The sequence below is a fragment of the Planosporangium mesophilum genome, assembly GCF_016863255.1.
Classification (GTDB): domain Bacteria; phylum Actinomycetota; class Actinomycetes; order Mycobacteriales; family Micromonosporaceae; genus Planosporangium; species Planosporangium mesophilum.
The window spans coordinates 15,990-41,110 of sequence record NZ_BOON01000053.1; the positions used below are offsets into that span (position 1 = coordinate 15,990).

At 72.5% G+C, this 25,121-nt stretch carries 21 protein-coding genes and 2 tRNA genes; 9 read left to right on the plus strand and 14 right to left on the minus strand.

What is annotated here, in order from left to right; translation table 11 throughout:
• Window positions 1-21: 21 nt before the first annotated feature.
• The 6 genes from hutH to Pme01_RS25485 are packed head-to-tail and all read right to left on the minus strand — an operon-like array spanning window position 22 to window position 7,771.
• A complete protein-coding gene (gene hutH, locus Pme01_RS25460) occupies window positions 22-1,560 on the minus strand; it encodes a histidine ammonia-lyase (RefSeq protein WP_168117482.1) in 1,539 nt (512 codons plus the stop codon).
• On the minus strand, window positions 1,557-2,759 hold the full coding sequence (gene hutI, locus Pme01_RS25465) for an imidazolonepropionase (protein ID WP_168117483.1): 1,203 nt from the start codon (window positions 2,757-2,759) through the stop codon (window positions 1,557-1,559). The genes hutH and hutI overlap by 4 nt, the downstream gene beginning before the upstream one ends.
• Window positions 2,753-4,066 (minus strand): formimidoylglutamate deiminase, encoded by a 1,314-nt coding sequence (locus Pme01_RS25470; RefSeq protein ID WP_168117520.1) that lies wholly within the window; start codon window positions 4,064-4,066, stop codon window positions 2,753-2,755. Before Pme01_RS25470 ends, hutI begins: the two co-directional genes overlap by 7 nt.
• Complete coding sequence (locus Pme01_RS25475) at window positions 4,063-5,271, minus strand: allantoate amidohydrolase (RefSeq protein WP_168117484.1); 1,209 nt, start codon at window positions 5,269-5,271, stop codon at window positions 4,063-4,065. Before Pme01_RS25475 ends, Pme01_RS25470 begins: the two co-directional genes overlap by 4 nt.
• Window positions 5,261-6,919, minus strand: coding sequence for a urocanate hydratase (gene hutU, locus Pme01_RS25480; RefSeq protein ID WP_168117485.1), 1,659 nt, complete (start codon window positions 6,917-6,919; stop codon window positions 5,261-5,263). Before hutU ends, Pme01_RS25475 begins: the two co-directional genes overlap by 11 nt.
• A 12-nt stretch (window positions 6,920-6,931) precedes the next feature.
• Complete coding sequence (locus Pme01_RS25485; RefSeq protein ID WP_168117486.1) at window positions 6,932-7,771, minus strand: MurR/RpiR family transcriptional regulator; 840 nt, start codon at window positions 7,769-7,771, stop codon at window positions 6,932-6,934.
• A 164-nt stretch (window positions 7,772-7,935) separates the two neighbouring features.
• Here Pme01_RS25485 and Pme01_RS25490 point away from each other — a divergent pair, with 164 nt between their 5' ends.
• A complete protein-coding gene (locus Pme01_RS25490) occupies window positions 7,936-8,370 on the plus strand; it encodes a hypothetical protein (RefSeq protein ID WP_168117487.1) in 435 nt (144 codons plus the stop codon).
• 31 nt (window positions 8,371-8,401) lie between these two features.
• Window positions 8,402-9,211, plus strand: coding sequence for an MOSC domain-containing protein (locus Pme01_RS25495; RefSeq protein ID WP_168117488.1), 810 nt, complete (start codon window positions 8,402-8,404; stop codon window positions 9,209-9,211).
• A 57-nt stretch (window positions 9,212-9,268) separates the two neighbouring features.
• Here Pme01_RS25495 and Pme01_RS25500 read toward each other — a convergent pair whose 3' ends face one another.
• Both Pme01_RS25500 and Pme01_RS25505 read right to left on the minus strand, forming a co-directional pair.
• The gene (locus Pme01_RS25500) at window positions 9,269-10,897 is read right to left on the minus strand and encodes an isovaleryl-CoA dehydrogenase (protein WP_168117489.1); all 1,629 of its coding nucleotides are present in this window, start codon (window positions 10,895-10,897) and stop codon (window positions 9,269-9,271) included.
• Complete coding sequence (locus Pme01_RS25505; protein WP_168117490.1) at window positions 10,894-11,493, minus strand: TetR/AcrR family transcriptional regulator; 600 nt, start codon at window positions 11,491-11,493, stop codon at window positions 10,894-10,896. The genes Pme01_RS25500 and Pme01_RS25505 overlap by 4 nt, the downstream gene beginning before the upstream one ends.
• Before the next feature lie 184 nt (window positions 11,494-11,677).
• Here Pme01_RS25505 and Pme01_RS25510 point away from each other — a divergent pair, with 184 nt between their 5' ends.
• Both Pme01_RS25510 and Pme01_RS25515 read left to right on the plus strand, forming a co-directional pair.
• Window positions 11,678-12,148 (plus strand): hypothetical protein, encoded by a 471-nt coding sequence (locus tag Pme01_RS25510; protein ID WP_239088457.1) that lies wholly within the window; start codon window positions 11,678-11,680, stop codon window positions 12,146-12,148.
• Window positions 12,149-12,171: 23 nt separating this feature from the next.
• Window positions 12,172-12,498 (plus strand): hypothetical protein, encoded by a 327-nt coding sequence (locus Pme01_RS25515; protein ID WP_239088458.1) that lies wholly within the window; start codon window positions 12,172-12,174, stop codon window positions 12,496-12,498.
• Window positions 12,499-12,509: 11 nt separating this feature from the next.
• Here Pme01_RS25515 and Pme01_RS25520 read toward each other — a convergent pair.
• The 4 genes from Pme01_RS25520 to Pme01_RS25535 all read right to left on the minus strand — a co-directional run bounded on the left by Pme01_RS25520 (window position 12,510) and on the right by Pme01_RS25535 (window position 14,446).
• Window positions 12,510-12,593 (minus strand) — tRNA-Leu (locus Pme01_RS25520).
• Window positions 12,594-12,723: 130 nt separating this feature from the next.
• Window positions 12,724-13,197, minus strand: a complete 474-nt coding sequence (gene bcp, locus Pme01_RS25525; protein ID WP_168117492.1) for a thioredoxin-dependent thiol peroxidase — start codon at window positions 13,195-13,197, stop codon at window positions 12,724-12,726.
• 17 nt (window positions 13,198-13,214) lie between these two features.
• On the minus strand, window positions 13,215-13,919 hold the full coding sequence (locus Pme01_RS25530; RefSeq protein WP_168117493.1) for a DsbA family protein: 705 nt from the start codon (window positions 13,917-13,919) through the stop codon (window positions 13,215-13,217).
• Entirely contained in the window at window positions 13,916-14,446 is a 531-nt protein-coding gene (locus Pme01_RS25535; RefSeq protein WP_168117494.1) for a MauE/DoxX family redox-associated membrane protein, read from the minus strand. The genes Pme01_RS25530 and Pme01_RS25535 overlap by 4 nt, the downstream gene beginning before the upstream one ends.
• A gap of 139 nt (window positions 14,447-14,585) precedes the next feature.
• On the opposite strand from Pme01_RS25535, the gene Pme01_RS25540 reads away from it, so the two are divergent.
• The 3 genes from Pme01_RS25540 (at window position 14,586) to Pme01_RS25550 (ending at window position 21,152) form a co-directional block, all read left to right on the plus strand.
• On the plus strand, window positions 14,586-16,343 hold the full coding sequence (locus tag Pme01_RS25540) for a copper resistance CopC/CopD family protein (protein WP_168117495.1): 1,758 nt from the start codon (window positions 14,586-14,588) through the stop codon (window positions 16,341-16,343).
• A gap of 84 nt (window positions 16,344-16,427) precedes the next feature.
• Window positions 16,428-19,766 (plus strand): bifunctional lysylphosphatidylglycerol synthetase/lysine--tRNA ligase LysX, encoded by a 3,339-nt coding sequence (gene lysX, locus Pme01_RS25545; protein WP_205864375.1) that lies wholly within the window; start codon window positions 16,428-16,430, stop codon window positions 19,764-19,766.
• 183 nt (window positions 19,767-19,949) lie between these two features.
• Window positions 19,950-21,152, plus strand: coding sequence for a hypothetical protein (locus Pme01_RS25550; RefSeq protein ID WP_168117496.1), 1,203 nt, complete (start codon window positions 19,950-19,952; stop codon window positions 21,150-21,152).
• A 286-nt stretch (window positions 21,153-21,438) separates the two neighbouring features.
• Here Pme01_RS25550 and Pme01_RS25555 read toward each other — a convergent pair whose 3' ends face one another.
• Complete coding sequence (locus Pme01_RS25555) at window positions 21,439-22,749, minus strand: glycosyltransferase 87 family protein (RefSeq protein ID WP_168117497.1); 1,311 nt, start codon at window positions 22,747-22,749, stop codon at window positions 21,439-21,441.
• Between the two features lie 168 nt (window positions 22,750-22,917).
• On the opposite strand from Pme01_RS25555, the gene orn reads away from it, so the two are divergent.
• Complete coding sequence (gene orn, locus Pme01_RS25560; protein ID WP_168117498.1) at window positions 22,918-23,532, plus strand: oligoribonuclease; 615 nt, start codon at window positions 22,918-22,920, stop codon at window positions 23,530-23,532.
• A 132-nt stretch (window positions 23,533-23,664) separates the two neighbouring features.
• Window positions 23,665-23,740: transfer RNA gene (locus tag Pme01_RS25565), tRNA-His, on the plus strand.
• A gap of 58 nt (window positions 23,741-23,798) precedes the next feature.
• On the opposite strand, the gene Pme01_RS25570 is transcribed toward Pme01_RS25565, so the two are convergent.
• On the minus strand, window positions 23,799-25,049 hold the full coding sequence (locus Pme01_RS25570) for a delta-60 repeat domain-containing protein (protein WP_168117499.1): 1,251 nt from the start codon (window positions 25,047-25,049) through the stop codon (window positions 23,799-23,801).
• Window positions 25,050-25,121 lie beyond the last annotated feature (72 nt).

A 25,121-nucleotide genomic window follows, 5' to 3' on the forward strand; every position in this document is an offset into this window, starting at 1 on the left:
TCGGTGATCAGCTGTCGGCGGTCACCGCAGCGGACCGACCTCCGCCTCCACGGCCGCTCGCAGGTCCGGGCCGGCGACGAGACCCCGGGTCTTCTCCAGTACCGGGGCGAGGAACACGTCCGGTCCCGGCGCCCCGGCGAACGGCTCCACCATCGACACGGCGACGCGGCCGGCCGGCGAGGGGGTCAGCGGCGCGCGTAGCTGCAATCCCCGTACCGAGGCCAGCAGTTCGACGGCGAGCAGGCTGGTCAGGTTGTCCAGCACGGTACGCAGTTTGCGGGCCGCGGCCCAGCCCATCGAGACGTGGTCCTCCTGCATGCCGCTCGTCGGCAGTGAGTCGACGCTCGCCGGTGACGCGAGCCGCCGGTTCTCGGCGACGATGCCGGCCGCCGTGTACTGGGCGATCATCAGCCCGGAGTTGACGCCCGCGTCGGGGGTCAGGAACGGTGGGAGGTCCCGCGACCGGCACACGTCCAGCAGCCGGTCCACCCGCCGCTCCGAGATCGCGCCGACCTCGGCCGCGGCGATCGCGAGGAAGTCACAGGCGAAGCCGAGCGGGGCGCCGTGGAAGTTGCCGGTCGACTCGACCCGCCCGTCCGGCAGTACCACCGGATTGTCCACGATGGACACCAGCTCCCTGGCGGCCACCTCGGTGGCGAACGCGACGGTGTCCCGCGCGGCGCCCGCGACCTGGGGGGCGCAGCGCATGGAGTACGCGTCCTGCACGGCGTGGACGAGGTCGTTGCGGTGCGAATCCATGATCTGCGAGTCCTGGAGCAGCCGGTGGATGTTGGCGGCCGACACGCCCTGACCCGGGTGCGGCCGGATCGCGTGCAGTTCGGGCTGGAACGGCCGGTCGGTGCCGAGCATGGCCTCGATCGCCAGCGCGGCGGTCAGATCGGCCATGGTCAGCAGATGGCACAGGTCGTTCAGCGCCAGCAGCAGCATGCCGAGCATGCCGTCGGTGCCGTTGATGAGCGCGAGCCCCTCCTTGGCCGCCAATTCGATCGGGCGCAGGCCGGCCGCGTGCAGCGCCTCCGCCGCGCCGACGCGGGCGCCGTCCTTGCCGAGCACCCAGCCCTCGCCCATGGCGACCAGCGCGCAGTGCGCCAGCGGCGCCAGGTCGCCGGAGGCGCCGAGGGAGCCGTGCTCGGGTACCCACGGGGTGATGCCGGCGTTCAACAGGTCCACCAGCGCCCGGGCGACGTCGGGCCGGACCCCCGACCGGCCGAGCGCCAGCGACCGTACCCGGAGCAGGATCATCGCCCGGACCACTTCGGCCGGCATCGGCGCCCCGATCCCGGCAGCGTGCGAGCGGATCAGCGCGTGCTGGAGCTCGGCCCGCCGCTCCGGTGCGATCGACGTGTTGGCCAGGGCGCCGAAGCCGGTGGAGACCCCGTACACGGGACGACCGGCACGCTCGATGTCGTCGACGAGCGCCCGGCTGGTGCGCATCGCCTCCATCGCAGCGTCCGAGATCTCCACCCGCGCGCCGCCGCGCGAGACGGCGAGGACGTCGGCCGGCGTGATCCCGGTCGGCTGGACGATGACGGTGTTCATTGCGACTCTCCGTTGAGCAGCACGGTGGAAACCAGCGGAACGCCGGGCCGGTAGGCCAGGTGCAGGTACGAGGGGGCGTCGAGCAGCAGCAGGTCGGCGCGGGCGCCGACGGTCAGCACGCCCACGTCGTCGCGGCGCAGCGCCCGCGCGCCGCCCGCGGTCGCGGCGGAGACCGCCTCCGCGGGGGTCATCCGCATCTCCCGGACGGCCAGCGCGATGCAGAACGGCATCGACGAGGTGTACGAGCTGCCCGGGTTGCAGTCGGTGGCGAGCGCGACGGTGACGCCGGCGTCGAGCAGCCGGCGCGCGTCCGGGTACGGCGACCGGGTCGAGAACTCCGCTCCCGGCAGCAGCGTGGCCACCGTGGTCGTGTGTCCGCCGTCCGGGCACATGCAGTCGAACCGGGTCGAGGCGAGCGCGTCGACATCGGCGCCGCTCAGGTGGGTGCAATGGTCGACGCTGGCAGCCCCGAGCTCCACGCCGAGTTGTACCCCGGGCCCGGGGCCGAGCTGGTTGGCGTGCACGCGCACGCCGAGCCCGACGGCCTGGCCGCAGGCCAGGATGGCGCGGGCGTGGTCGACGTCGAACGCGCCCCGTTCGCAGAACACGTCGATCCAGCGCGCGTGCGGCGATGCGGCGGCCAGCATCGACCCGCAGACCATTCCGACGTAGTCGTCGGGGCGATCGGCGTACTCGGGCGGCACGACGTGGGCACCGAGGAAGGTGGTCTCGTCGCTGAATTCGCGGGCGATCCGCAGCGACCGCGCCTCGTCGGCGACGCTCAGCCCGTACCCGGATTTGATCTCGATCGTGGTGGTGCCCTGGCGCAGCGCCTCGCCCCGCAGCCGCGCCACGTTGGCCCGCAGCTCGTCGTCGGTGGCGGCGCGGGTGGCCGCGACGGTGGTGCGGATGCCCCCGCCGGTGTAGGGCTCGCCGGCCATCCGCGCACCGAACTCCGCGGCCCGGTCCCCGGCGAACACGAGGTGGGCGTGGCTGTCGACGAAGCCGGGCAGCGCGGCCCGGCCGGCCGCGTCGAGGACGGCGTCCGCGGCCGGTGCGGAACGGGCGTCCCCGACCCACGCGACGCGCCCGCCGTCGACGACGACCGCGGCGTCGCGGCGCAGCCCGAGCGGCCCGTCGCCGAGCGCCGGGTCGTTGGTGACCAGCTCACCGATGTCGGTGACGAGGAGGCTCACCACAGCGCTCCGACCGCGCGGGCCAGTTCGCCCGCGACGTCGATGCTCACGTGTCCGCCGTCGCGGACCACGATCCGGCCGTCGACGACGACATGGCTCACGTCGGGGGCGCTCGCTGCGAAGACGATCGCCGGGCCGGGGCCGACGCCCGCGGTGCGGACCGAGTCGAGCCGGACCGTGACCAGGTCGGCGCGCTGGCCGACCGCGATGGTGCCCGCGTCGTCCCAGCCCAGCGCGGCGTGGCCGGCGACGCTCGCGGCGCGCAGCAGCTCGGCGGCGTCGAAGTGGCCGCGGCGCTCGGTCCGCAGCCGCTCGTCCAGTTCGAGCGCGCGGGCCTCCTCGAACGGGTCGATGATCGCGTGGCTGTCGCTGCCCAGGCAGATCGGGCTGCCGGCGTCCGCCAGGGCGCGGGCCGGGCCGATGCCGTCGGCCAGGTCGCGTTCGGTGGTGGGGCAGAGGCAGACGGCCGTGTCGGTGTCGCCCAGCTCGGTGCGGTCGAGGTCGGTGAGGTGCGTGGCGTGCACGGCGGTCGTACGCCGGCCGAGCGCCCCGGCGTCGGCGAGAACCTCGGTGGGGGTACGCCCGTAGTGCGCCAGGCAGGCGTCGTTCTCGCCGCGCTGCTCGGAGAGGTGTACGTGCAGCGGAGCCTGGTATGAGGCGGCCCAGTCGACGATTGTGCCGAGCTGGTCGGCGGGTACCGCCCGGACACTGTGGACGGCGGCGCCGACCTTCGCGTGCGGCGCCGGCGTCATCGCTGAGGCCCGTTGCGCCCACCGCTGCGCGTCGCCGTCGCCGAAGCGGCGCTGCGGCCCTTCCAGCGGCTCACCGCCCACGGTGGACGTCAGGTAACAGGTGTCGAGCAGGGTGATGCGCAGCCCGGCGTCGCCCGCGGCCCGGATCAGCGCGTCGCCCATGGCGTTCGGGTCGTCGTACGGCTCGCCGGTCGGGGAGTGGTGCAGGTAGTGGAACTCGCCGACGCACGTGATCCCCGCGAGGACCATCTCGGCGTACGTGGCGCGGGCGAGCGCGTGGTAACTGTCCGGATCGAGGCGGGCGGCGAGGGCGTACATCCGCTCCCGCCAGTTCCAGAACGTGCCGCTGCCGTCGTGGGTACGGCCGCGCAGCGCCCGATGGAACGCGTGCGAGTGCGCGTTGGCCAGCCCCGGCAGGGTGAGGCCGGGCAGCCGGGTCGCGCCGTCGGGCGCCGCGCCGGGGGTGACCGACGTGATCCGCCCGGCGGAGACCTCGATGAGCACGCCCGGCTCGGTGGTGTCCGCGACCCGGGCATGCTCGGCCCAGTAGCGAGTCAACACGCCAACTCCTCCAGGGCGTCGGCGAGGGCGGTCACCCCGGCCCAGCAGTCGACGTCGGTGGCGTACTCCGCCGGCGCGTGCGACACGCCGGTCGGGTTGCGCACGAACAGCATCGCGGTCGGTACGTGCGAGGCCAGCACGCCGGCGTCGTGACCGGCGCCGGTCGGCAGGATCGGCGCGCCGCCGAGCCGCGACGCGATCCGGTCGCGCAGGCCGCTGTCGAACTCCACCACCGGGCTCTCGGACTCGGGCCTCACCGCGAAGCCGGTACCGTCGGCGGCGGCACGCTCGGCCGCGCGCCGTCGCAGCGCCTCCACCATTTCCTGCAGAACGGACGCGTCGCCCGCCCGGGCGTCCAGCCAGGCGGTGACCGCCGACGGGATCGCGTTCGTGGCGTTGGGCGTCGCCTCGACCCGGCCGACGGTCGCGTGCGCGCCGAGCCGGCGGGCCTCCTCGTCGGCGGCGAGCACCGCGTACGCGAAGGTCAGCATCGGGTCGCGCCGGTCGGCCATCCGGGTCGTACCGGCGTGGTTGGCCTCGCCGGTGAACTCCATCCGCCAGCGACCGTGCGGCCAGATCGCGCTGCCGACCCCGACCGCCGCGTCGGTCCCGACCAGGGCGCGCCCCTGCTCGATGTGCAGCTCCAGGAAGGCCCCGATCCGGCCCAGCCGCGCGGGGTCGGCGCCCAGGTCCGCCGGGTCGTACCCGGCCTTCGTCATCGCGTCCGCGAGGGTCAGGCCGTCGCGGTCGGTCAGGGCCCGCGCCCGGGCGGGGTCGATCGCACCGGTGAGCAGCCGGGAACCGAGGCAGGCGACGCCGAACCTGGCCCCCTCCTCCTCGGTGAAGACGGTGATCCCGATGGGCCGGCGAGGGGTCGCGCCGCGCTCGCGGAGCAGGTCGATCGCGAGCAGGGCGGAGACCACGCCGAGCGGCCCGTCGTACGCGCCGCCGTGCGGCACCGAATCCAGGTGGCTGCCGGTGACGACCGCATCGCCGGCGGTCGGGTCGCCCCACCAGGCCCAGAGGTTGCCGTTGCCGTCGGGGTCGAGAGTGAGGTCGCGGTCGAGCGCCTCCTCGGTGAACCACTCCCGGCACTCCAGGTCCGCCGGCCCCCAGGAGCGGCGCAGGTATCCGCCGTCGCGCCCGTCCCGCCCGATCGGCAGCAGCGAGCGCCACAGCGCGGCGAAGTGTTCAGGCGACATGATCGGACTCCCGCATCGGTACCCGTACCCCGTGCTCGGCGGCCACCCGCTCGGCGCGCTCGTACCCGGCGTCGACGTGGCGGACCACGCCCATGCCGGGGTCGTTGGTCAGTACCCGCTCGATCTTCTGCGCGGCCAGGGCAGTGCCGTCGGCGACCGTGACCTGGCCGGCGTGGATGGACCGGCCGATGCCGACGCCGCCGCCGTGGTGAATGCTGACCCAGCTCGCACCGCTGGCGGTGTTGACCAGGGCGTTGAGCAGCGGCCAGTCCGCGATCGCGTCGGAGCCGTCGCGCATCGCCTCGGTCTCGCGGTACGGGCTCGCGACGCTACCGCAGTCCAGGTGGTCACGGCCGATCACGACCGGCGCCTTCAGCTCACCGGACGCGACCATCTCGTTGAACCGCAGACCCGCCTTGTCCCGCTCGCCGTACCCGAGCCAGCAGATGCGCGCCGGCAGCCCCTGGAACGCCACCCGCTCGCCGGCCATCCTGATCCAGCGGGCCAGCGACTCGTTCTCCGGGAACAGGTCGAGGACCGCCCGGTCGGTGGCCGCGATGTCGGCCGGGTCGCCCGACAGCGCCGCCCACCGGAACGGACCCTTGCCCTCGCAGAACAGCGGCCGGATGTACGCCGGCACGAAGCCGGGGAAGTCGAACGCCCGCTCGTAGCCGGCCAGCTTCGCCTCGCCCCGGATCGAGTTGCCGTAGTCGAACACCTCGGCGCCCGCGTCTTTGAACCCGACCATCGCCTCGACGTGCTTGGCCATCGACGCGCGGGCCCGGTCGGTGAACTCCTCGGGCTTCTTCGCCGCGTAGTCCGGCGCGTCGTCCGGGTCGATGCCCTCGGGTACGTAGGACAGCGGGTCGTGCGCGCTGGTCTGGTCGGTGACGATGTCGACTCCGACACCACGGGCCAGGATCTCGGGTACGAGTGTCGCGGCGTTGCCCACCACGCCGACCGACAGCGCCCGGCGCTCCGCCTTGGCCTTCAGCGCTGTGGCCAGGCCCTCGTCCAGCGAGTCGGCCACGACGTCGAGGTAGCGCGTCTCCACCCGCCGTCGCAGCCGGCGTGCGTCCACGTCGATGACCAGGCAGACCCCGTCGTTCATGGTCACGGCGAGGGGCTGCGCACCGCCCATCCCGCCGCAGCCGGCGGTCAGCGTCAACGTGCCGGCGAGGCTGCCGCCGAAGCGCTTCGCGGCGACGGCGGCGAACGTCTCGTACGTGCCCTGGAGGATGCCCTGGGTGCCGATGTAGATCCAGGAGCCGGCGGTCATCTGCCCGTACATGGTCAGCCCGAGCGCGTCCAGGCGCCGGAACTCGGGCCAGGTTGCCCAGTCGCCGACCAGGTTGGAGTTGGCGATGAGTACGCGCGGGGCCCACTCGTGGGTACGGAACACCCCGACCGGGCGGCCGGACTGCACCAGCATGGTCTCGTCGGCTTCCAGCGTCCGCAGGGTTCGGGTCAGCGCGGAGAAGCTCGGCCAGTCGCGCGCCGCCTTGCCGGTGCCGCCGTACACGACGAGGTCCTGCGGGCGCTCGGCCACCTCGGGGTCGAGGTTGTTGTGCAGCATGCGCAGCGCGGCCTCCTGCTGCCAGCCGAGGGCGGACAGTTCGGTACCGCGCGCGGCGCGGATCGGTTCCACGACAACCTCCTTCTAGGGCAGGAAGACCTGTCGGCGGGCGGCCGACTGCTCGAACGCCTCCAGCCGGGACTGGGTCTGGGTCGGCGCCGCGTCGCACATCGCCTGCAGCAGCACGCAGGCGAGCGCCAGCGGCGCGGTGTGCAGGTCGAACACGAGCCGGGACCCGACGGCGGCGGCCAGCGTCAGGTCGGCGTCGGCGGCGACGGGGCTGACGGGGGAGTCCGTGACGACGATCGTGGACAGGCCGAGGTCCCTGGCCTCCCGTAGCGCGTCGTGGGCCTCTCTGGGGTATCTGGGCAGCACAAAGGCAAGCATGGCGGTCGCGCCGCCGGCGCGGGCCTGTTCCAGCCGATCCGCGAGGGCGCTGCCGCCCGCGTCCAGTACCCGCACGTCGGGGTGGACCTTCGCGGCGAAGTACCCGAAGTAGGCGGCCATCGGCGCGGCGGCGCGCAGCCCGAGTACGGGCAGCGGCCGGCTGGCCGCGAGGAGCCGCCCCGCCTCCTCGACCGGCGCGCGGTCGGCGAGCGTCGCGGCGAGGCGGCTGAGGTTGGCCGCCTCGGCGAGCACGGCCCGCTGCACCTCGTTCTGCTCGTCCCGCTCGTCGGTCCGCGCGGGTGCGTCCGCGACCAGTTCGCGGATGCGGCGGCGCAGGTCCGGATAGCCGTCGAAGCCGAGCGCCGTGGCGAACCGGGTCACGCTCGGCTGGCTCACCTGCGCCAGCTCGGCCAGCTCGCCGCTGGACAGGTATGCGGCGTCGGCGGCGTGCTCGACCAGGCACTGCGCGATGCGCCGCTGGGCCGGGGTGAGTCGCTGCCCGTCGAACAGCTCGAGTACGCGTGACGCCGTCTGCACACCCGGACTGTAAGCATCATTTTATTCCGTCGTCAATTGAATGTATGGTTTCAGCCCAACCGGCACCGCCCGGCCTGCGCACTCCTTGCTTGACCTGTACATTGACTTACCTCAATCAAGAGGTTCAGTGAAGTACTCGTCCGAGTGCATGCAGGGAACCCACATTGTCTTTCCTACGCACACCGCACCTGAAGCAAAACCCGTCACGGCGAGGGCTGCTCGGAGCGGCCCTCGCCGCCGTGGCGGTCACCGCCGCGTGCGACCGGCCCGCGGCCGCGCCGTCGGACACCGCGGACCCGTTCCACCTGGCGCTGGCGTACGTGGGCGCGCTGCGCAAGGGTGATGCCGGGCGACTGCGGGCGCTGTCTCGTCCGGGCAGCGACGCCGATGCCGACATCCGCAAGCGGCTCGCGGCGTACGGGTCGAAGAACCTGCTCGTGGAGCGGATCGTCATCGGCAACCTGGACATCAGCACCTCGTACCTCAACGTCACCCTGGCCCTGAACATCATGGGTACCGGGACGTTGGAGCCGCACGAGGAGAAGCTGTCGATGCAGTTGGTCGACGGCCGTTGGTACGTCAACCCCGGGCCGACGTAGCGCGATGTACACGTATGCGAACCTTGGCGGCATGCGGCTCGCGTCGATCTCCACGTACCCGATCAAGAGCTGCCACCGGCTCGACCACACCGACGCGGTCGTGGAGCCGTGGGGGCTGGCCGGTGACCGCCGCTGGCTCGTCGTCGAGCCGGACGGCAGGTTGGTCACCCAGCGTGCCGAGCCGCGCCTCGCCCTCGTCCGTCCGGGCCTCGGCAACGGCGGCGAGCTGGTGCTGCGCACCCCCGGAATGCCCGATCTCGACGTACCTGTGGCCGCCGGCGAGTTGATCCCGGTGACGGTCTGGAAGGACACCGTCGACGCCACCCCGGCCGGCGCCGCCGCCGACGACTGGCTGAGCGCCGCACTCGACCGGGAGGTGCGCCTGGTCCACCTCGACGACCCGACCCGCCGCTCACCCGACCCGAAGTACGCGCAGCCCGGCGACCGGGTCAGCCTCGCCGACTCATACCCGCTGCTGCTGGCCAACGCGGCCTCGCTCGACGCGGTCAACGACTGGCTGGTCGAACGCGGCGACGAGCCGGTGCCGATGACCCGGTTCCGGCCGAACGTGGTGGTGTCCGGCGCGCCGGCCTGGGCCGAGGACGACTGGCTCGGCCGTCGGGTACGCATCGGCGCCGTGGCATTCCGGGCGGTCAAGCCGTGCGACCGGTGCCAGGTGACCTTGATCGACCAGGAGACCGCCGAGCGCACCCGGCAACCGCTGCGCGCCCTCGGACAGCTCCGGCGTTTCCCGGCCGGGCTGCTGTTCGGGATCTACCTGATCCCCGACGGCGTCGGTTCGATCGCGGTCGGGGATCAGGTCGAGCTCGCCGGAGCCTGACCCTCGTGGGATGCCCGCCATGTCGTCACGCGGCGGATCGGCACGGAGAACGGCACGTCAGCCCACTTTCGGAGTAGCGCGGGCGATGATCGCGGCGAAGTCCACGCCGGCCGGCAGCGTGCCGTACGCCTGGCCGTGGTCGCCGGACAGGCGCGAGGCGCAGAAGGCGTCGGCGACGGCGGGGTGGCCGTGGCGTACCAGGAGCGAGCCCTGCAGGACCAGGGCGAGCCGCTCGACGACGCGGCGGGCCCGTACCTCCAGGTCGTTCGGGTCGGACAGGTCGGCCTGGACCTGGCGTACCGCGGCGTCGAGCCGGGCGTCGGCGCCCGCGGCGGCGGCCACCTCGGCCCGGAACGCCTCGATGACCTGGGGTTCCTTGGTCATGGCGCGCAGGACGTCCAGCGCGGCGACGTTGCCGGAGCCCTCCCAGATCCCGTTGAGCGGCGACTCGCGGAACAGCCGCGGCATGCCGGACTCCTCGACGTAGCCGTTGCCGCCCAGGCACTCCAGGGCCTCGGCGGCGTGCCCCGGCCAGCGCTTGCAGACCCAGTACTTGCCGACCGCGAGGGCCAGCCGCTTGAACGCGGTCTCGCCGGTGTCGCCCCGCGCGGACCGGTCGGTCGCCCCGGCCAGGCGCATCATCAGCACGGTCGCGGCCTCGGACTCGACCGCGAGGTCGGCGAGGACGTTGCGCATCAGCGGCTGGTCGACGAGGTACCTACCGAAGGCCTGCCGGTGGGTGGCGTGGTGGACGGCGGTGATCACGCCCTGGCGCATGCCGGCCGCCGCGCCGATCACACAGTCCAGCCGGGTCAGGTTGACCATGTCGATGATCGTGCGGACGCCCCGGCCCTCGTCGCCGACCCGCCAGGCGACCGCGTGCTCGTACTCGACTTCCGACGACGCGTTGGACCTGTTGCCGAGCTTGTCCTTCAGGCGCATCAGCCGCAGCGGGTTGAGCGTGCCGTCCGGCAGGACGCGTGGGACCAGGAAGCAGGTGAGGCCGCCGGGCGCCTGGGCGAGGGTGAGGAAGACGTCGCACATCGGTGCGGAGGTGAACCACTTGTGCCCGACGAGCCGGTAGCCGCCGTCGGGCTGCGGCTGAGCCGTGGTGGTGTTGGCGCGCACGTCCGAGCCGCCCTGCTTCTCCGTCATCGACATGCCGGCGAGCAGGCCCTGCTTGGTCAGCGGCGCCCGCAGCCCGAAGTCGTACGCCCGATTGGTCAGCAGCGGCTCGTACTGCGCCGCCAGGTCGGGGTTGTGGCGCAGCGCGGGCACCGCCGCGTACGTCATCGAGATCGGGCAGCCGTGGCCGGCGTCGGTGCGCCAGGTGTAGAACTTCGCGGCCCGGGCGACGTGCGCGCCGGGTCGCTCGTCGGCCCACGGTGCCGCGTGCAGGCCGTGCGCGACCGCGGTACGCATCAGGTCGTGCCAGGCGGGGTGGAACTCCACCTCGTCGATGCGGCGCCCGTACCGGTCGTGGGTGCGCAGGATCGGCGGGTGCTCGTTGGCCAGCCGCCCCCACTCGATCGCCTGCTCGGAGCCGCCCAACCGGCCGAGCTCGTGGATCTCGGCGGCGGCCCAACCGGCGCCTTCGCGCTCCACTCCGTCGAGCAGGGCCGCGTCGTCCGCGGCGTCGTAGCCGACCAGCGGCGGGACCTGATTGAACACCTCGTGTGTGGTCACGTCGACACTCCAAGTGCGCGGTGGGCGAAAGTGATCAGGCCGGGAATGGTGTCCGGGCCGGCGACGCCGGCGGCGAGCGGGCCGACCATGGCCTCGCCGAGGGCGCCGACCAGCGCGGTGGCGGTCAGTTCGGGGTTCTGCGCGGGAACTTCGCCGTTCGCCACGCCCTCGGCGACGTGGCCGGCGATCACCTTCGCGTACGCGCGGCGGAAGACCAGCCTCTCGGCGTCGACCGCCGGGTCGACCGGCTCGGCGAGCAGGGCGTACGCCAACCGCGGCGACTTCCACGCGCGGCCGGCGAACGTCTCGATGACCGCGGCGATCCGGTCGGCCATGGTGGCCTCCAGGGCAGCGGCACGCGCGACGGCGTCGACCTCCCGCTGCGAGGCGATGCGGAACACCTCGGCGAACAGGTCGGCCTTGGTGGGGAAGTGGCGGTAGACGCTGCCGGTCGCCATCCCGGCGCGCTCGGCGACGGCCGCGACGGAGCAGCCCGCGTACCCCTGCTCGGCCATGATGCCGAGCGCCGCGGCGACGATCCGGTCCCGGGAAGCGTTCAGCCGCGCCTTCACGCGGTCGGTGCTCCGGTACGCCATACAAGAAGTGAACCAGGATTCAAACCTTGAGCGCAACGCCTGCTCCGGTCTGATTCAGCGGCAGTTCAGGCCAAACTGCTGCCATCCAGTGACGGTGGACGGCAATGCGCCCAAACTGCGCGGATCTTCAGAAGCTGACGGCGGATGCATGGCTCCCGACCAACTTCAGAAGTAGTGTTGATGTGTGACGAGTGTGCCCGTGGAGTCCGTGCCGTTTTCCGATCTGCTGCGTCAGCCGGCCGAGACCGCCGAGCGGCTGACCCGGGCCCGTGCCGTACGGCTGCGCCGCCGTGACGCCGCTGACCTGGTCCTGATGTCGGCTGACCGAGCTGAGGCGGAGGGGGAGGTCGTCGACCTGGCCGCCCGGCTGCTGGCCAGTCTGGTGCGCCGCGACCCGGACCTGGTGCGCGATGTGCTGCCCACGGTGCTGCCGTGGGTGCGGTTCCTGCCGCTCGAGGATGCGAACACCATGGCGGACGAGTTCGTGACGACCGCCGAGGCCGCTGCGGCGATCGGCAATACCGCAGCGGTGTCGCAGTTGCTCACCGAGTGGCGGCACACCGCCGAAATCCACGCCGACCCGCAGCTGTACCACGCGCTGACCGGCCAGAAGCTCGGCGATTTCGCTGCGGTGCCCCGGCCGGACGGCCGGTGAGGGCCAAGCGAGGTGACCGGGCCGTGCCACCACCGCGCCCCGGTGGGTACGCACTGCGGTTCGCCACCAACGACGCGGCCAAGGGCTGGGAGGAGCTGTGCCGCCAGGCAGCCGCCAACACCCGCGCCGCTTACGACGCGATCGAGGTCGACCCGTGCCCGAACCCGCCGACGCCCCGCCATCATCCGCTCAAAGGCCGGTTGGCCACCGACACCCACGCCGGAAAGTTGCTGGCTCAGTGGCAGTACGAGGTCACCAGCGGTGGGCGGATCTGGTACCTCGTCGACCACGAGACCCGGACCTGCTGGATCAAGCACGCCGGCACCGGCCATCCGAAACTGACCGAGTAGCGCGATTACTCTGGTGCGGGAGAGGGGACTTGAACCCCTACGTCCGAAGACACCAGATCCTAAGTCTGGCGCGTCTGCCATTCCGCCACTCCCGCGCGGCGCCCCTGAGTCTAGGGCTCCGGCGTGACTGGTGTCGCCCGGGTTGTCGTTCCCCGCTCCTTCTCCGATCTTGGCCACCCGGCAGGCCGACAGCACCGCCAGATGGCCAAGATCGCGGGAAGAGGACTAGTCGATGCCCAGGTCGCGGCGCAGCTTGGCGACGTGACCGGTCGCCTTCACGTTGTACAGGGCCCGCTCGATGCGGCCCTCCTCGTCGATGACGAAGGTCGAGCGGATCACCCCGACGACGGTCTTGCCGTAGTTCTGCTTCTCTCCGTACGCCCCGTACGCGCTCAGCACCGACCGGTCCTCGTCGCCGACGAGGGGGAAGGTCAACGCGTCCCGCTCGACGAACTTCGCCAGCTTCTCCGGCTTGTCCGGCGAGATACCCACCACCTGGTACCCGGCGCCCTGCAGCGAGGCGAGCGAGTCGCGGAAGTCGCAGGCCTGCGTGGTGCACCCCGGCGTCATGGCGGCCGGGTACGCGTACAGGACGACCTTGCGGCCACGCAGGTCTTGCAGCGAGAGCCGGCCACCGTCGGCGGTGGGCAGAGTGAAGTCCGGGGCCTGGTCACCCGGGGAGAGCCGAGTCGCGGTCATGCGTCCCAACCTACCGGTCAGCCGCCGAGGGCCTGGGTGATGGCGGGCAGGCTCGGCTCGACCTGCTTGCCGTTGACGTACACCGTGGGCGTGCCGGAGACGCCGCGGTTGAGGGCCTGGTCGGTGACGTGCTGCACCCAGGGTCGGTACTTGCCGTCACGGACGCAGGTGTCGAAGCCCGAACCGGAGATCCCGACCGTGTGGCCCAGTTGGATCAGCTGGTCGTCGCTGAGGCCGGCGCTGCCCTCGGCCGGCTGGTTCGCGAACAGCGCCTGCACGTACTCGGTCAGCTTCCCGGCGTCCGACGCGCACCCGGTCGCCGAGGCCGCCCGCGTCGAGTACTTCGTCGTGGAGGCGTTGTCCAGGAACGCGACCGGGTGGTACGCGAGCGTGATCTGGTTGGCGGCGGCCATCTGGTTGAGGCTGCCGCCGGCGGTCTCCTCGAAGTCCTTGCAGTGCGGGCACATGAAGTCCAGGTACACGTCGACGGTCTTCGGGCCGGAACCGACGACCAGGCCGTCGCCGTTCGCGGTGGCGTGCTGCGGGTTGACGTGCTCGCCCGAGCGCTGGCTCTGGTACACCACCAGGCCGGCGAGCCCGGCGATGACGAGCACCGCCACGGCCGCGATCGAGATCCACAACGTCCGGGCCCGGGCCCGTTCCCGGGCGATCTGGTCGCGCACCACCCGCGCGGCCTGCTTCTTGTTGGCCCGTGAACTCATGTCGCCTCTCCCACCAGGAGCCACTCGTCGAGGGCGAGACGTGTGCGCGGCCAGATCACCAGGAACCCGGCGACCAGGAGCAGGCCCACGTCACGCAGGATGTCGGGGGCGTAGTTGGGGTGCTGGCCCGGCGCGAGCTGCCCGCCCCCGCCGAAGCAGCCGCAGTCGATGGACAGCCCCCGCGCCCATGCGGCCGCGATACCCACGATGTAGATGGCGAACAGCGCCGCCGAGACGGCCGCGGCCAGCCGGGTGGCCAGGCCCACCAGCAGGAGTACGCCGAGAGCGATCTCCACGAACGGCAGGGCGGCGCCCACGAGCCGGGCCGCGTCCGCCGGCATCAGCCGGAACGCGGCCACGGCGCGGCCGGATCCCGCCAGGTCACCGACCTTGGACCCGCCGGCGACCAGCCATACGGCGGCGAGCCCGAGCCGGGCCAGCGTGCCGAGCCAGGGCCTGAGGTCCGACCAGCGATGCGCGATGCTCACCGGGGTTTGTCGCCTCCCGTCCGAGGTCCAGTTCCTCATAGTGGTCTGTATCACTCCCGGCATGGTCGCGCCTGCCGGGTCCCCTGGAACTTTCCGACCGGATGGGGCGACTATCCCGCGTGATTGACGACCGGGGCCGAACTGGCACTCGCGCCCGAAACGTGGGAAACATGAGCGCATGACACGTTGCCGTGCCGCCGCCGCGTTGGCGGGGCTGATCTTCGGGCTGCTGGTGGCTCTCGCCTCGCCGGCCGCCCCGGCCAGCGCACACGCCGCGCTGCTGCAGAGCGATCCGCAGTCCGGGGCGGTACTGGCGAACGCGCCGAACGAGGTGGTGCTGACCTTCAGCGAGCCGGTACGCCTGGCGCCGGGCAAGAGCCACCTCATCGGCCCGGACGGGCGCAAGGTCGAGCGCGGCAACCCGACCACCGAGGGCGCGCGGCTTCGCATCCCGATGAAGCCGACCACCGAGCGCGGCACGTACCTGATCAGTTTCCGGGTCATCTCGGCGGACAGCCACCCGATCTCGGGCAGCATCCCGTTCTCGATCGGCGCGCCCTCGGCGAACGCGCCGAGCGCCACCACGAGCGGGGCGCCGAGTGACCCGGTGGTGACCACGCTGCTGGCCGGTGCGCGCTACCTCGGGTACGCGGGGCTCGTCCTCGTGACCGGCCCGGCGCTGTTCCTGTCGCTGCTGTGGCCGCAGCGGCTGTCCCGGCGCGGCCCGCTGCGGCTGATCAGGGTCGGCGTGGGCCTGATCGCGGTGTCGGCGCTGGCCGAGCAGTACCTGCAGGCGCCCTACCACGCGGGTACCGGCCTGCTCGGGGCCGGCGCCGACGACCTGCGCGAGGTGTTCAACAGCCAGTTCGGAGCGGCGCACCTGGTCCGGATCGGCGTCATCGCCGCGCTCATGGTGCTGCTGCCCGTGTTCGTCCGAGCGGGCGCGGACCGGGCCGGCTGGACCGACCGGGCCCTCATCGCGATCCTCGCCGTGGTCGGACTGACCACCTGGCCGATCTCGGGCCATCCGGCGGCGAGTTCGGTACCCGTCCTGACCACCGTCGCCGACGCCGCCCACCTGGGCGCGATGGCCGTCTGGCTCGGCGGGCTGGTGATGCTGTTCGGGTTCGTGCTGCGGCGGGCCGACGGCCGCGAGCTGGCGGCGATCCTGCCGGTGTGGTCGCGCTGGGCGATGACCGCCGTCGGCGTGCTCGTGCTCGCGGGTACCGCCCAGGCGCTGGTCTCGCTCGGCTCGGTGCGCGGGCTCTACGGCACCACGTACGGGCGGCTCCTGCTGGTCAAGATCGGCATCCTGGCCCTGGTGCTCGCCGCCGCGTGGTACTCCCGACGGCTGGCCCTGCGGCGGCTGGGCGCCGACGGCACCGAGCCGCCGCACGACATCCGGGAGCCGGACGACGCAGCGGAGCCGGACGACGCAGCGGAGCCCGACGAGGCCCTGCAGCCGAACCCCGCCGCGCCGCCGGCCCGGCGGCTGCGCCGATCGGTCCTGCTCGAACTGGCCGGCACCGTGGTCGTCCTCGCGCTGAGCGCGGCACTCGTGCAGACCACGCCGGCCCGGGCCGCGCTGGAGCAGGCCGACAGCCGGGTGAGCTCGGAGTACACCGCGACGTTGAGCACGAACCTGTACTCCGTACAGGTGCAGCTCGAACCGAAGCGCACCGGAGCGAACACGATCCACCTGTACGCCTTCGCCCCCGATGGCGGTGCCGCGCTGGAGATCAAGGAGTGGAAGGCGACCGCCGCCCTGCCCGCCCAGGGCATCGAACCGGTCGACGTACCGGTACTCCCGATCGCCGGCAACCACGCGCTGGCGCAGGCCCAGCTCTCCACGCCGGGGACCTGGGAGCTGCGGTTCACGCTGCGGACCACCGAGATCGACGCCGCGACCGTCGTCGCGACCGTTCCCATCAGGTAAGCGAGAACGAAACAACGGCCGGGGCAGCATTCGCCCCGGCCGGGCGCCTATCTTTGGGATCGACAGCGGGTAGCAGGAGTCGTGGTGACTGAAGCGGTGGTGCGAGGAGAGACCCGGCGAGCGGCGGAGGGTCGGCGCGGCTGGCAGGACTGGGTACCGCGGGTGTTCGCCGCAGCGCTCACCGTACTGGCGGCTCTCTGCGCTGTCGCGGCGGTCAGCGGGGCGTTCCACCACCGGGTCCAGTGGGTGCGGGTGGCCGTGGACGAGCTGCTCGTACCGGCGCCGGCCAACCTCGGCTACGCCGCGTTCGTCGGGGTGCTGGCCGTCGCGGTGGCCCACCGCAAGCGGGTCGCCTTCTGGATGCTGGTGGTCGGCTTCGGGCTGCAGGCCGTCGCCGACCTGGCCCTGTTCGGCGTGTACGACCTGATCCGCACGTCCCCGTCGGAGTACTGGGAGAGCGACCTCAAGCCCTTCGAGCCGTGGATCGCCGCCGGCAACCTGCTGCTCACCACCGCCGTGCTCGCCGTACTGGCCGCCTCGCACCGGCAGTTCTACGCCCGGGTGCAGCGAGCCAGCCTGCCCAAGGCGCTGATCACCCTGTTCGGCCTGCTCGCCGGCTTCCTGCTGGCCGGATGGGCGCTGGTCGAGGCGTTCCCGGGTTCGCTGCGCGACGGCGTGGACGAGTTCACGTACGCCGCCGAGCGGGTCACCGGTGGCGCGTTTGTCTTCGACATCGCCCGTACCGGCAAGGCGCCCGGCTGGGTCAACCTGGTGCTCGGCCTGTTCGGCGCGATCAGCCTGTTCACCGCCTTGTACGTGCTGTTCCGCTCGCAGCGTGCGGCCGCGGCGCTGTCGCCCGACGACGAGCGGTCGGTACGCGCCCTCCTCGCCACCTCGGGGGAGCGGGACTCGCTGGGCTACTTCGCGACCCGCCGCGACAAGTCGGTCGTGTTCTCGCCCACCGGCAAGGCCGCCGTCACCTATCGGGTGGTGGGCGGGGTGTGCCTGGCCAGCGGTGACCCGATCGGCGACCCGGAGGCGTGGGGGCCGGGCATCACCACGTGGCTGGAGCTGTGCCGGGCGTACGCGTGGACGCCGGCGGTGATGGGCGCCGGCGAGGAGGGCGCGACCGCGTACGCCCGCGCCGGCCTGCGGGTGATCGAGCTGGGCGACGAGGCGATCGTCCACGTACGCGAGTTCGGGCTCGACGGCCGGGACATGCGCCCGGTCCGGCAGGCCGTCAACCGGGTGCGCCGCGCCGGGTACACCGTCCGGATCCGCCGCCACTCGCAGATCTCCACCGACGAGATGACGCACATCATCGACCTCGCCGCCCGCTGGCGCGACACCGAGACCGAGCGCGGCTTCTCGATGGCGCTCGGTCGGCTGGGCGACCCGGCCGACGGCCGCTGCGTGCTGGTGGAGGCGCTCGACGAACAGGGGCGGGAGGCGGCGCTGCTGTCGTTCACCCCGTGGGGGACGACCGGCCTCTCGCTGGACCTCATGCGCCGCGACCGGTCCAGCGACAACGGTCTGATGGAGTTCATGGTCGCCGAGCTGGTGGCGGCCGCGCCCCGGCTGGGGGTCGAGCGGATCTCGATGAACTTCGCGGTGTTCCGCGCCGTGTTCGAGGAGGGGGCGCGCATCGGCGCCGGCCCGATCCTGCGGGCGTGGCGCGGGTTGCTGCTGTTCTTCTCGCGGTGGTTCCAGTTGGAGTCGCTGTACCGCTCCAACGTCAAGTACCGGCCCGAGTGGGTGCCGCGCTACCTGTGCTTCGAGGACATCCGCGACCTGGCCAAGGTCGGGCTCGCCTCCGGCATCGCCGAGGGCTTCGTCGTGGTGCCCAGCCTGCGCACCCTGCTGCGCCGGGGCTCCGCCGCGCCGGCCCGGGTGCTGCCGCCGGACGTGTCGGTGGCGCCGGAGCCCGCCGAGGTGGTCGACCAGGCCCCCTCGGTGCCGGCCGCCGCGCCGCTGCCGGAGCAGACGAGGGTACGGCTGGCGAAGCTGGACACCCTGCGGGCGGGCGGGGTCGAACCGTACCCGCCGGGCTTCGCCCGTACCCGGGGTTGTGGCACGGTGCGGGAGCAGTACGCGCACCTCGCGCCGGACACGGCGACCGGTGACGAGGTCGCGGTCGCCGGCCGGGTGGTCCTGGTCCGCGACCACGGCCGGCTGATCTTCGCCACGCTGCGGGACTGGTCGGGTGACGTGCAGGTCATGCTCGCCGGCGACGCGATCGGCGACTGGAAGCGGACCGTGGACCTCGGCGACCACGTCGGGGTCACGGGCGAGGTGATCACGTCCCGGCGCGGCGAGGTGTCGGTGTCCGCCCGGGAGTGGACCTTGACCGCGAAGTGCCTGCACCCGCTGCCGGACAAGCACCACGGCCTGGCCGACCCGGAGACGCTGGTGCGTCAGCGGCACCTGGACCTGATCGTCAACCCGGCCGCGCGGGACATGCTCCGGGTCCGCGCGGCCACGCTGCACTCGGTCCGTACGGCGCTGGTGGACCGGGGGTACCTCGAGGTCGAGACCCCGATCCTGCAGCGCATCCACGGTGGGGCCAACGCCCGGCCCTTCATCACCACCAGCAACGCCTACGACCTGCGGCTGTACCTGCGCATCGCGCCCGAGCTGTACCTCAAGCGGCTCGCCGTCGGTGGGGTGGAGAAGGTCTTCGAGCTCGGGCGCGACTTCCGCAACGAGGGCGTCGACGCCACCCACAACCCCGAGTTCACGATGCTGGAGGCGTACGAGGCGTACGCCGACTACACCTCGATGCGGGCCCTGGCCCGTGATCTGGTGATCGGTGCGGCCGTCGCCGCGTACGGCAAGCCGGTGGTACGCCGTGGCGGCGTGGAGATCGACATCAGCGGCGAGTGGCCGGTGCTACCGGTGCATGAGGCGATCTCGTCGGCACTGGGGGAGAAGGTCACCCCGGACACGTCGCTGGAGCGGCTGCGGGAGCTGGCGGCCGCCGCGCGCGTGCCGGTCCAGCCGTCCTGGGGCGCCGGCCAGGTCGTGCTGGAGCTGTACGAGCACCTCGTCGAGGGGCAGACCGAGGAGCCGACGTTCTACACCGACTTCCCGACCGACGTGTCGCCGCTGACCCGCCAGCACCGCGACGACCCCCGGCTGGCCGAGCGCTGGGACCTGGTGGCGTTCGGGATGGAGCTGGGCACCGCGTACACGGAGCTGGTCGACCCGGTGGAGCAACGGCGCCGGCTGACCGCCCAGTCGCTGCTGGCCGCCGGTGGCGATCCGGAGGCGATGGAGCTGGACGAGGACTTCCTGCGCACGCTCGAGTACGCGATGCCGCCGACGGGCGGTCTCGGGATGGGCATCGACCGGCTGGTCATGCTGCTGACCGGCCGCACGATCCGCGAGACGCTGCCGTTCCCGTTGGTGAAACCGATCTCCTGAGTAGACCTTCGCTGTCGGCCGGACGGCCGGCGCGGCTCAGCCGTTCGGGTTAGTGCCGCGCACCTGAACGGACCTCCCGCTCGTTGAACGGGCGAATACGGATAGTCGCCCTAAAACCGACACTCCGGTCGTGGGGCGGCCGGTTCGCGCCCTGTGGGCAGCCGCGGGAAAGGGAGGCCGCGAATGCGCGTCATGCGCATCATCACCGGCACACTTCTGGTCGTCGTCGCACTGCCGATGCTGGTCACCGGCGGAGCGCTGTGGGGCGCGATGCACCACCGGGCGCCCGACGGTACGTTCAGCGCCCGGATCTCGCCGCTGACCACCAGCGGGTACGCGATCTCAGCGCCCGACCTCGACGGCCTGCTGCGCCGGGAGGCGCCGTTCGCGCGGGGCGGGCAGACGACGCTGCGGATCACGGCCACCGGGCCGCAGCGGCTGTTCGTCGGTATCGGACCGACCGCCGACGTCGAACGGTACCTGCGGGACCGGTCGTACGCCCGGCTGAACCGGGTACGGCTGGCGCACGGCCCGCTGCCGGTCGAGGTGACGCAGGTACCGCAGCCGGTCGACAGCCTCGCGGCGCCGCCGCCGGCCGCGTGGCCGTTCTGGCTCGCGGTCGGCGACCGGTCCACCGGCCGCACGGACCTGACGTGGTCACCCTCGTCGATGCGCGGCCACGAGGTCACGCTGGTCGTGATGAACGCGAGCGGCGCCGCGGGGGTCACCGCCGACCTCACCGCCGCCGTACACCCCGGCTGGATCAGCCCGACCACCTGGGCGCTGCTCATCCTGGGAACCGTGCTGTTCGTGGTCGGCTCGGCGGCGCTGGTGTGGCGGCGCAACCGCGACATCGTGTACGTGGTGGAGCCGGCCCAGCTACCCCAGATCGCCGCCCGGCTGGGGGTGGGGACGCCGGCGGGCCCGGCCGCATCCCGCCGCGAGTCCGGTTCGCAGCCCGCGGAGGGGTCCGGCGGTTCGGCGTCCGCGGAGGGGTCCGGCGGTTCGGGGCCCGCGCCCTGGTTCGCCCGGGTGGGCGGCTGCCCGCCGCACGCCTCGAGCGTCGCGCCCACCGGTCGCCGGTACATCCGCCCACCCGACGACCCGAGCCTGACGGCCTCCACGGACCCGGGACCGGTCGCCGACCTCTCCACGCCCCGGGCTGATCAGGTCGGGGCGGACGAGCCGGATCCGGCCGGCGATCCGCTGCCGGGCGCCTGGCCGCCGGTACGGGCCGACCGCGCCACGCAGCCCGTCACGCTGGTACCGCCAGCTGACGACTCCCGGTGGTACCTGGCCGCCTCGGACGCCGACTCGCTGCTCCTGCCGCCGTGGCTGTCGGCCGACAGCGACGCTGCGCCGGTCGGGGTCGGCGGTGACCGCTGAGACCGTCACCACGTCGGCGAGGTCGTGGCCTCAGCCTGCCCCGGAGACAACGAGTTTCCACACGTTGTGACGATCAAGATGCCAGAAACGACCGTGGCCTCCGCCGCGACGGAGGCCACGTACGTCACCGGGGGGATGGCGACGTTGTCGGTTGTCGGCGGTTCGGCGCGGGGGGATGCACCTGACCGTCGGCGGCGACGGTATGACCGTGCCGTATTTCCTGTCCGTGGGGATCATTTCGGACAAGCCACACGGTAATGCGAGCAAAGCGTTCGCAACAGCCTGTCTATTTGTGTTGAGGTGTGCTATACGGGCGATCCGTCAGTGGAGTTTTCACTGTGACGGATCGCCCCCGGACGGGCCCGCCCGCCCGTACCGGCAGCGCGACCAGCAGCGCGATCATCAGTGCGAGGTACCAGTCGCCGATGAGGACGGCCGCGAGGCCCGTGGTCGTGGAGCGCTCGACGACGTGCCAGTCGTACCAACTGATCACCGAGAACGACACGGTCGAATAGAGCACCAGCGCCAGGGTGGCGAGCGACCACCGCCGCCACCGGGCGCGGCCCGTGTCGGCTGCCGCGTCGACGAGCACGACCAGCGCGGGTATGAACCACAGCAGGTGGTGTGACCACGTCACGGGGCTGACCAGGCAACCGACCAGGGCGGTCAGGGTCAGACCGGTCACCTCGTCCCCGGCGAGCGCGGCCCGCCGGGCCCGCCACAGCCCGTACCCGAGAACCACCACGACCAGCAACGCCCACGCCAGTCGGTTCGGCCCGCCGTCGCCCAGCCTGGCCAGCGCGCCCATCAGGGACTGGTTCTCGAGCCGGTCGGTGTGGCCGACCCGCTCGGTCCGCCACAGCAGATCGGTCCAGAACCACCAGGTGTCGTGCCACAGCAGCGCGGCGCCGGCCAGGTTCACCGCGACCGCGGTGCCGACGGCGGTCGCCGCGGCCCGCCACCGGCGGGTCAGCAGCAGGTACACCACGAAGATCGCCGGTGTCAGCTTGATCGCTGCCGCCAGCCCGATGCCGACCCCGGCCAGCCGGGACCGCCGGTCCACGGCGACCAGCACGTCCGCCACGACGAGCCCGAGCAGGATCACGTTGATCTGCCCGAACGAGAACGTCTCCCGTACCGGCTCCAGCCAGCTCACCAGGGGGAGCACGAGCGCGACGGCGAACCAGGGCGGGTACCCGTGCCGCACCGCCACCGGCGCGACCAGCCGCCAGACCACGGCGGCCAGGACGGCGGCCGAGATCGCGCCGAACACCGCCTGGGCGGCCCCCAGGGGCAGCTCCACGAGTGGACGCAGTACCACGGCGGCGAACGGCGGATAGGTGAAGCCGAGGGCGCCCTGTACCGGGTCGGGTCGGCTGTAGGAGTACACGTCGTGCCCGTCCGCCCACCAGCGGACCGCGCTGTAGTAGATGTTGAAGTCGAAGAAGTCGTGGCGGTTGCCGTACCAGAGATGGCCCGCGACGGCGCCGGCCCACAGCAGCGCCACGGCGGCCAGGTGAGCGGGGCCGACGCGCCCGGCCTGACCGGCGTGCTCGGCGGAGCCGACGCGCCCGGTTGTGGCGCGTGTGATGGCCATGGCGCTCCCATTCGGTCCAACCGGAACGTGGCCACTCTATCGGCCGGCGGCCGGGTCTGCCGGAGTGCGGCGAGCGGGGTGCCGCGAAGCCCCACCGCACGGCGCCCTGGGCGTTAATCGCACTACGGGTTGCCGCAAGAAAGTTCGCCGGCGGACTAGGCTTACTGCGTGAGTGATCTTTTGGTCTGGATCGACTGTGAGATGACCGGACTGGATCTGGCCAGCGACGCCCTCATCGAGGTCGCCGTGGTGGTCACCGATCCGGACCTCAAGCTTCTGGACGACGGTATCGACGTGGTGATCCACGCCGACGACACCGCCCTGGACGGCATGGTCGACGTGGTACGGAACATGCACGCACGCTCCGGCCTCACCGAGGCCGTCCGGCAGTCGACCGTGACGCTTGAGCAGGCCGAGGACATCGTCCTGGAGTACGTGCGCCGCCACGTTCCCGAGCCGCGTACGGCGCCGCTGTGCGGCAACTCGATCGCCACCGATCGGGGCTTCCTGGCGCGTGACATGCCGAGGCTGGACGCGCACCTGCACTACCGGATGATCGACGTCTCCTCGATCAAGGAGCTGACCCGCCGGTGGTACCCGCGGGTGTACTTCGGTCAGCCGGCGAAGGGGCTGGCACACCGCGCCCTGGCAGACATCCTGGAGAGCGTGCGGGAGCTCGAGTACTACCGGCGCACCGTGTTCGTGCCGCAGCCCGGCCCGGACGTCGACACGGCCAAGGCGGTCGCCGCCGCGCTGCTGGAGAGCGACCGCGACGGTGGCTGACGCGCCACGCCGGATCCCGCTCGACGCGGAGGGGGCCGGTATGGCTATCATGGGTCGGCGCCGCGGACATCGCTCCGCGGCGGCGTGACGAAGCTGCGCTTCGTCACAGGCTGCGCTTCGGCGCAGTACGTGGTGGCTGTAGCTCAGTTGGCAGAGCACCGGGTTGTGGTCCCGGGTGTCGAGGGTTCAAATCCCTTCAGTCACCCCAGCTGGTAAGACGGTTCAGGCCCGGTCACGCGACCGGGCCTGAACCGTCTGTGGGGTACCTAGCCGAGCGGGAACATGCCGATCCGGCCGTGGTACTCGTGGCCCAGCTCCTCGGTGTCCGACCCGACGATCAGCCCGGCCGGGGTGGCCGCGAACGCCCGCACCCCGGCGCCGCGGGTACGGGTGGGGTTCCACGGCAGCGCCTTTCCGGTCACCGGGTTGAGGGCGGCGATGCCGATCCGGCTCACCGCGCCCGGGCCGGCCGACTTGTGCCCGTACGGGTTGTCCTGGTAGAGCTGGTGGCCGCCGACGTAGACCGCCGGGCCGGTCACCGACACCGCGTACAGCGAGTAGCCGCCGGTGTGGTTGACCCAGACGGGGCTGTGTGCCCCGGTGCCGGCCACGTTGAAGCGCGCGGCCGTGTCACAGGCCAGCTTCGGGTCCGACATCTTGCCGGTGGTGACGACCACGAAGTACGAGCCGTCGGGGGAGAAGTCCACCCCCCGCAGGTACGTGTCGAAGCCGTACCAGCACTCGGCGTCGTAGGCGGTGGTCCACCAGTCGGCCAGCCGGGCGGGCGAGGCGGCGGTGTCGATCACAGCGAGCTGGGCACGGTACTGGCCGGAGGCCTGCTCGATCGCCCCCGCCGCCACCACCCGGCTACCGTCCGGGCTCACCGCCAGGTCCTGCAGCTTCGCCCCGCCGTGGCGGGGTGCGGCCAGCTTCATGTCGAAGCCGGCGTCGACGGCGCCGGTCGTCGCCGACAGCCGGGCGAGCGCCGTGCGCGGGGCCCCGTTGACCGCCGTGAACGTGCCGCCGGCGTACACCCACGGTCCCCGAGCCACCAGGCTGCGGACCTCGCCGTAGTTGATCGCCGCCGCGAAGGTCGCGACCCGGGCGCCGGTGTCGACGCGCAGCTGCGTCAGACCGCGCTGCGCGACGCCGCCGACCTGGCGGAAGGACCCACCGGCGTACACCGTGCCGCCGGCGCCGGGCGAGAGCGCGAGGACCGGGCCGTCCAGGGCCGGTGCGAAGTCGAGGACCCGGCCGCTGCCCAGGTCGTACGCGAACAGGTAGTTGCGCCGGTACGTGTTGCGCCGGGACGAGTCGGTGACCTGGGTGAAGTCTCCGCCGACGACCACCGTGCCGCCGACGACGGCGATGTCTCGCACCGTGCCGTCGAGGATGTGCGGTGTGTTGTCGACCGGGTTCGCGGACACGGTCCTCGGCTGCGCCGTGTCGGCCATCGCGGGCAGCGTCGCGGCCAGCCCGGCGAGGACTGCGGCCAGGATGATCAGTCTTCGGCGCATGTCGGTTCGGTCCTCCGTGGTCACCCGAATGCCCGGAAATCGGGCACAAACGGACCAACGATTCACCGTCCC

Coding starts and splice junctions, on each gene's coding strand:
- Pme01_RS25570 (WP_168117499.1), bottom strand. CDS start 25,049: ATGCGCCGAAGACTGATCATCCTGGCCGCAGTCCTCGCCGGGCTGGCC.
- Pme01_RS25530 (WP_168117493.1), bottom strand. CDS start 13,919: ATGAGTTCACGGGCCAACAAGAAGCAGGCCGCGCGGGTGGTGCGCGAC.
- Pme01_RS25550 (WP_168117496.1), top strand. CDS start 19,950: ATGCGCGTCATGCGCATCATCACCGGCACACTTCTGGTCGTCGTCGCA.
- hutH (WP_168117482.1), bottom strand. CDS start 1,560: ATGAACACCGTCATCGTCCAGCCGACCGGGATCACGCCGGCCGACGTC.
- Pme01_RS25540 (WP_168117495.1), top strand. CDS start 14,586: ATGACACGTTGCCGTGCCGCCGCCGCGTTGGCGGGGCTGATCTTCGGG.
- Pme01_RS25495 (WP_168117488.1), top strand. CDS start 8,402: ATGCGGCTCGCGTCGATCTCCACGTACCCGATCAAGAGCTGCCACCGG.
- Pme01_RS25475 (WP_168117484.1), bottom strand. CDS start 5,271: ATGTCGCCTGAACACTTCGCCGCGCTGTGGCGCTCGCTGCTGCCGATC.
- Pme01_RS25505 (WP_168117490.1), bottom strand. CDS start 11,493: ATGGCGTACCGGAGCACCGACCGCGTGAAGGCGCGGCTGAACGCTTCC.
- Pme01_RS25555 (WP_168117497.1), bottom strand. CDS start 22,749: ATGGCCATCACACGCGCCACAACCGGGCGCGTCGGCTCCGCCGAGCAC.
- Pme01_RS25535 (WP_168117494.1), bottom strand. CDS start 14,446: ATGAGGAACTGGACCTCGGACGGGAGGCGACAAACCCCGGTGAGCATC.
- bcp (WP_168117492.1), bottom strand. CDS start 13,197: ATGACCGCGACTCGGCTCTCCCCGGGTGACCAGGCCCCGGACTTCACT.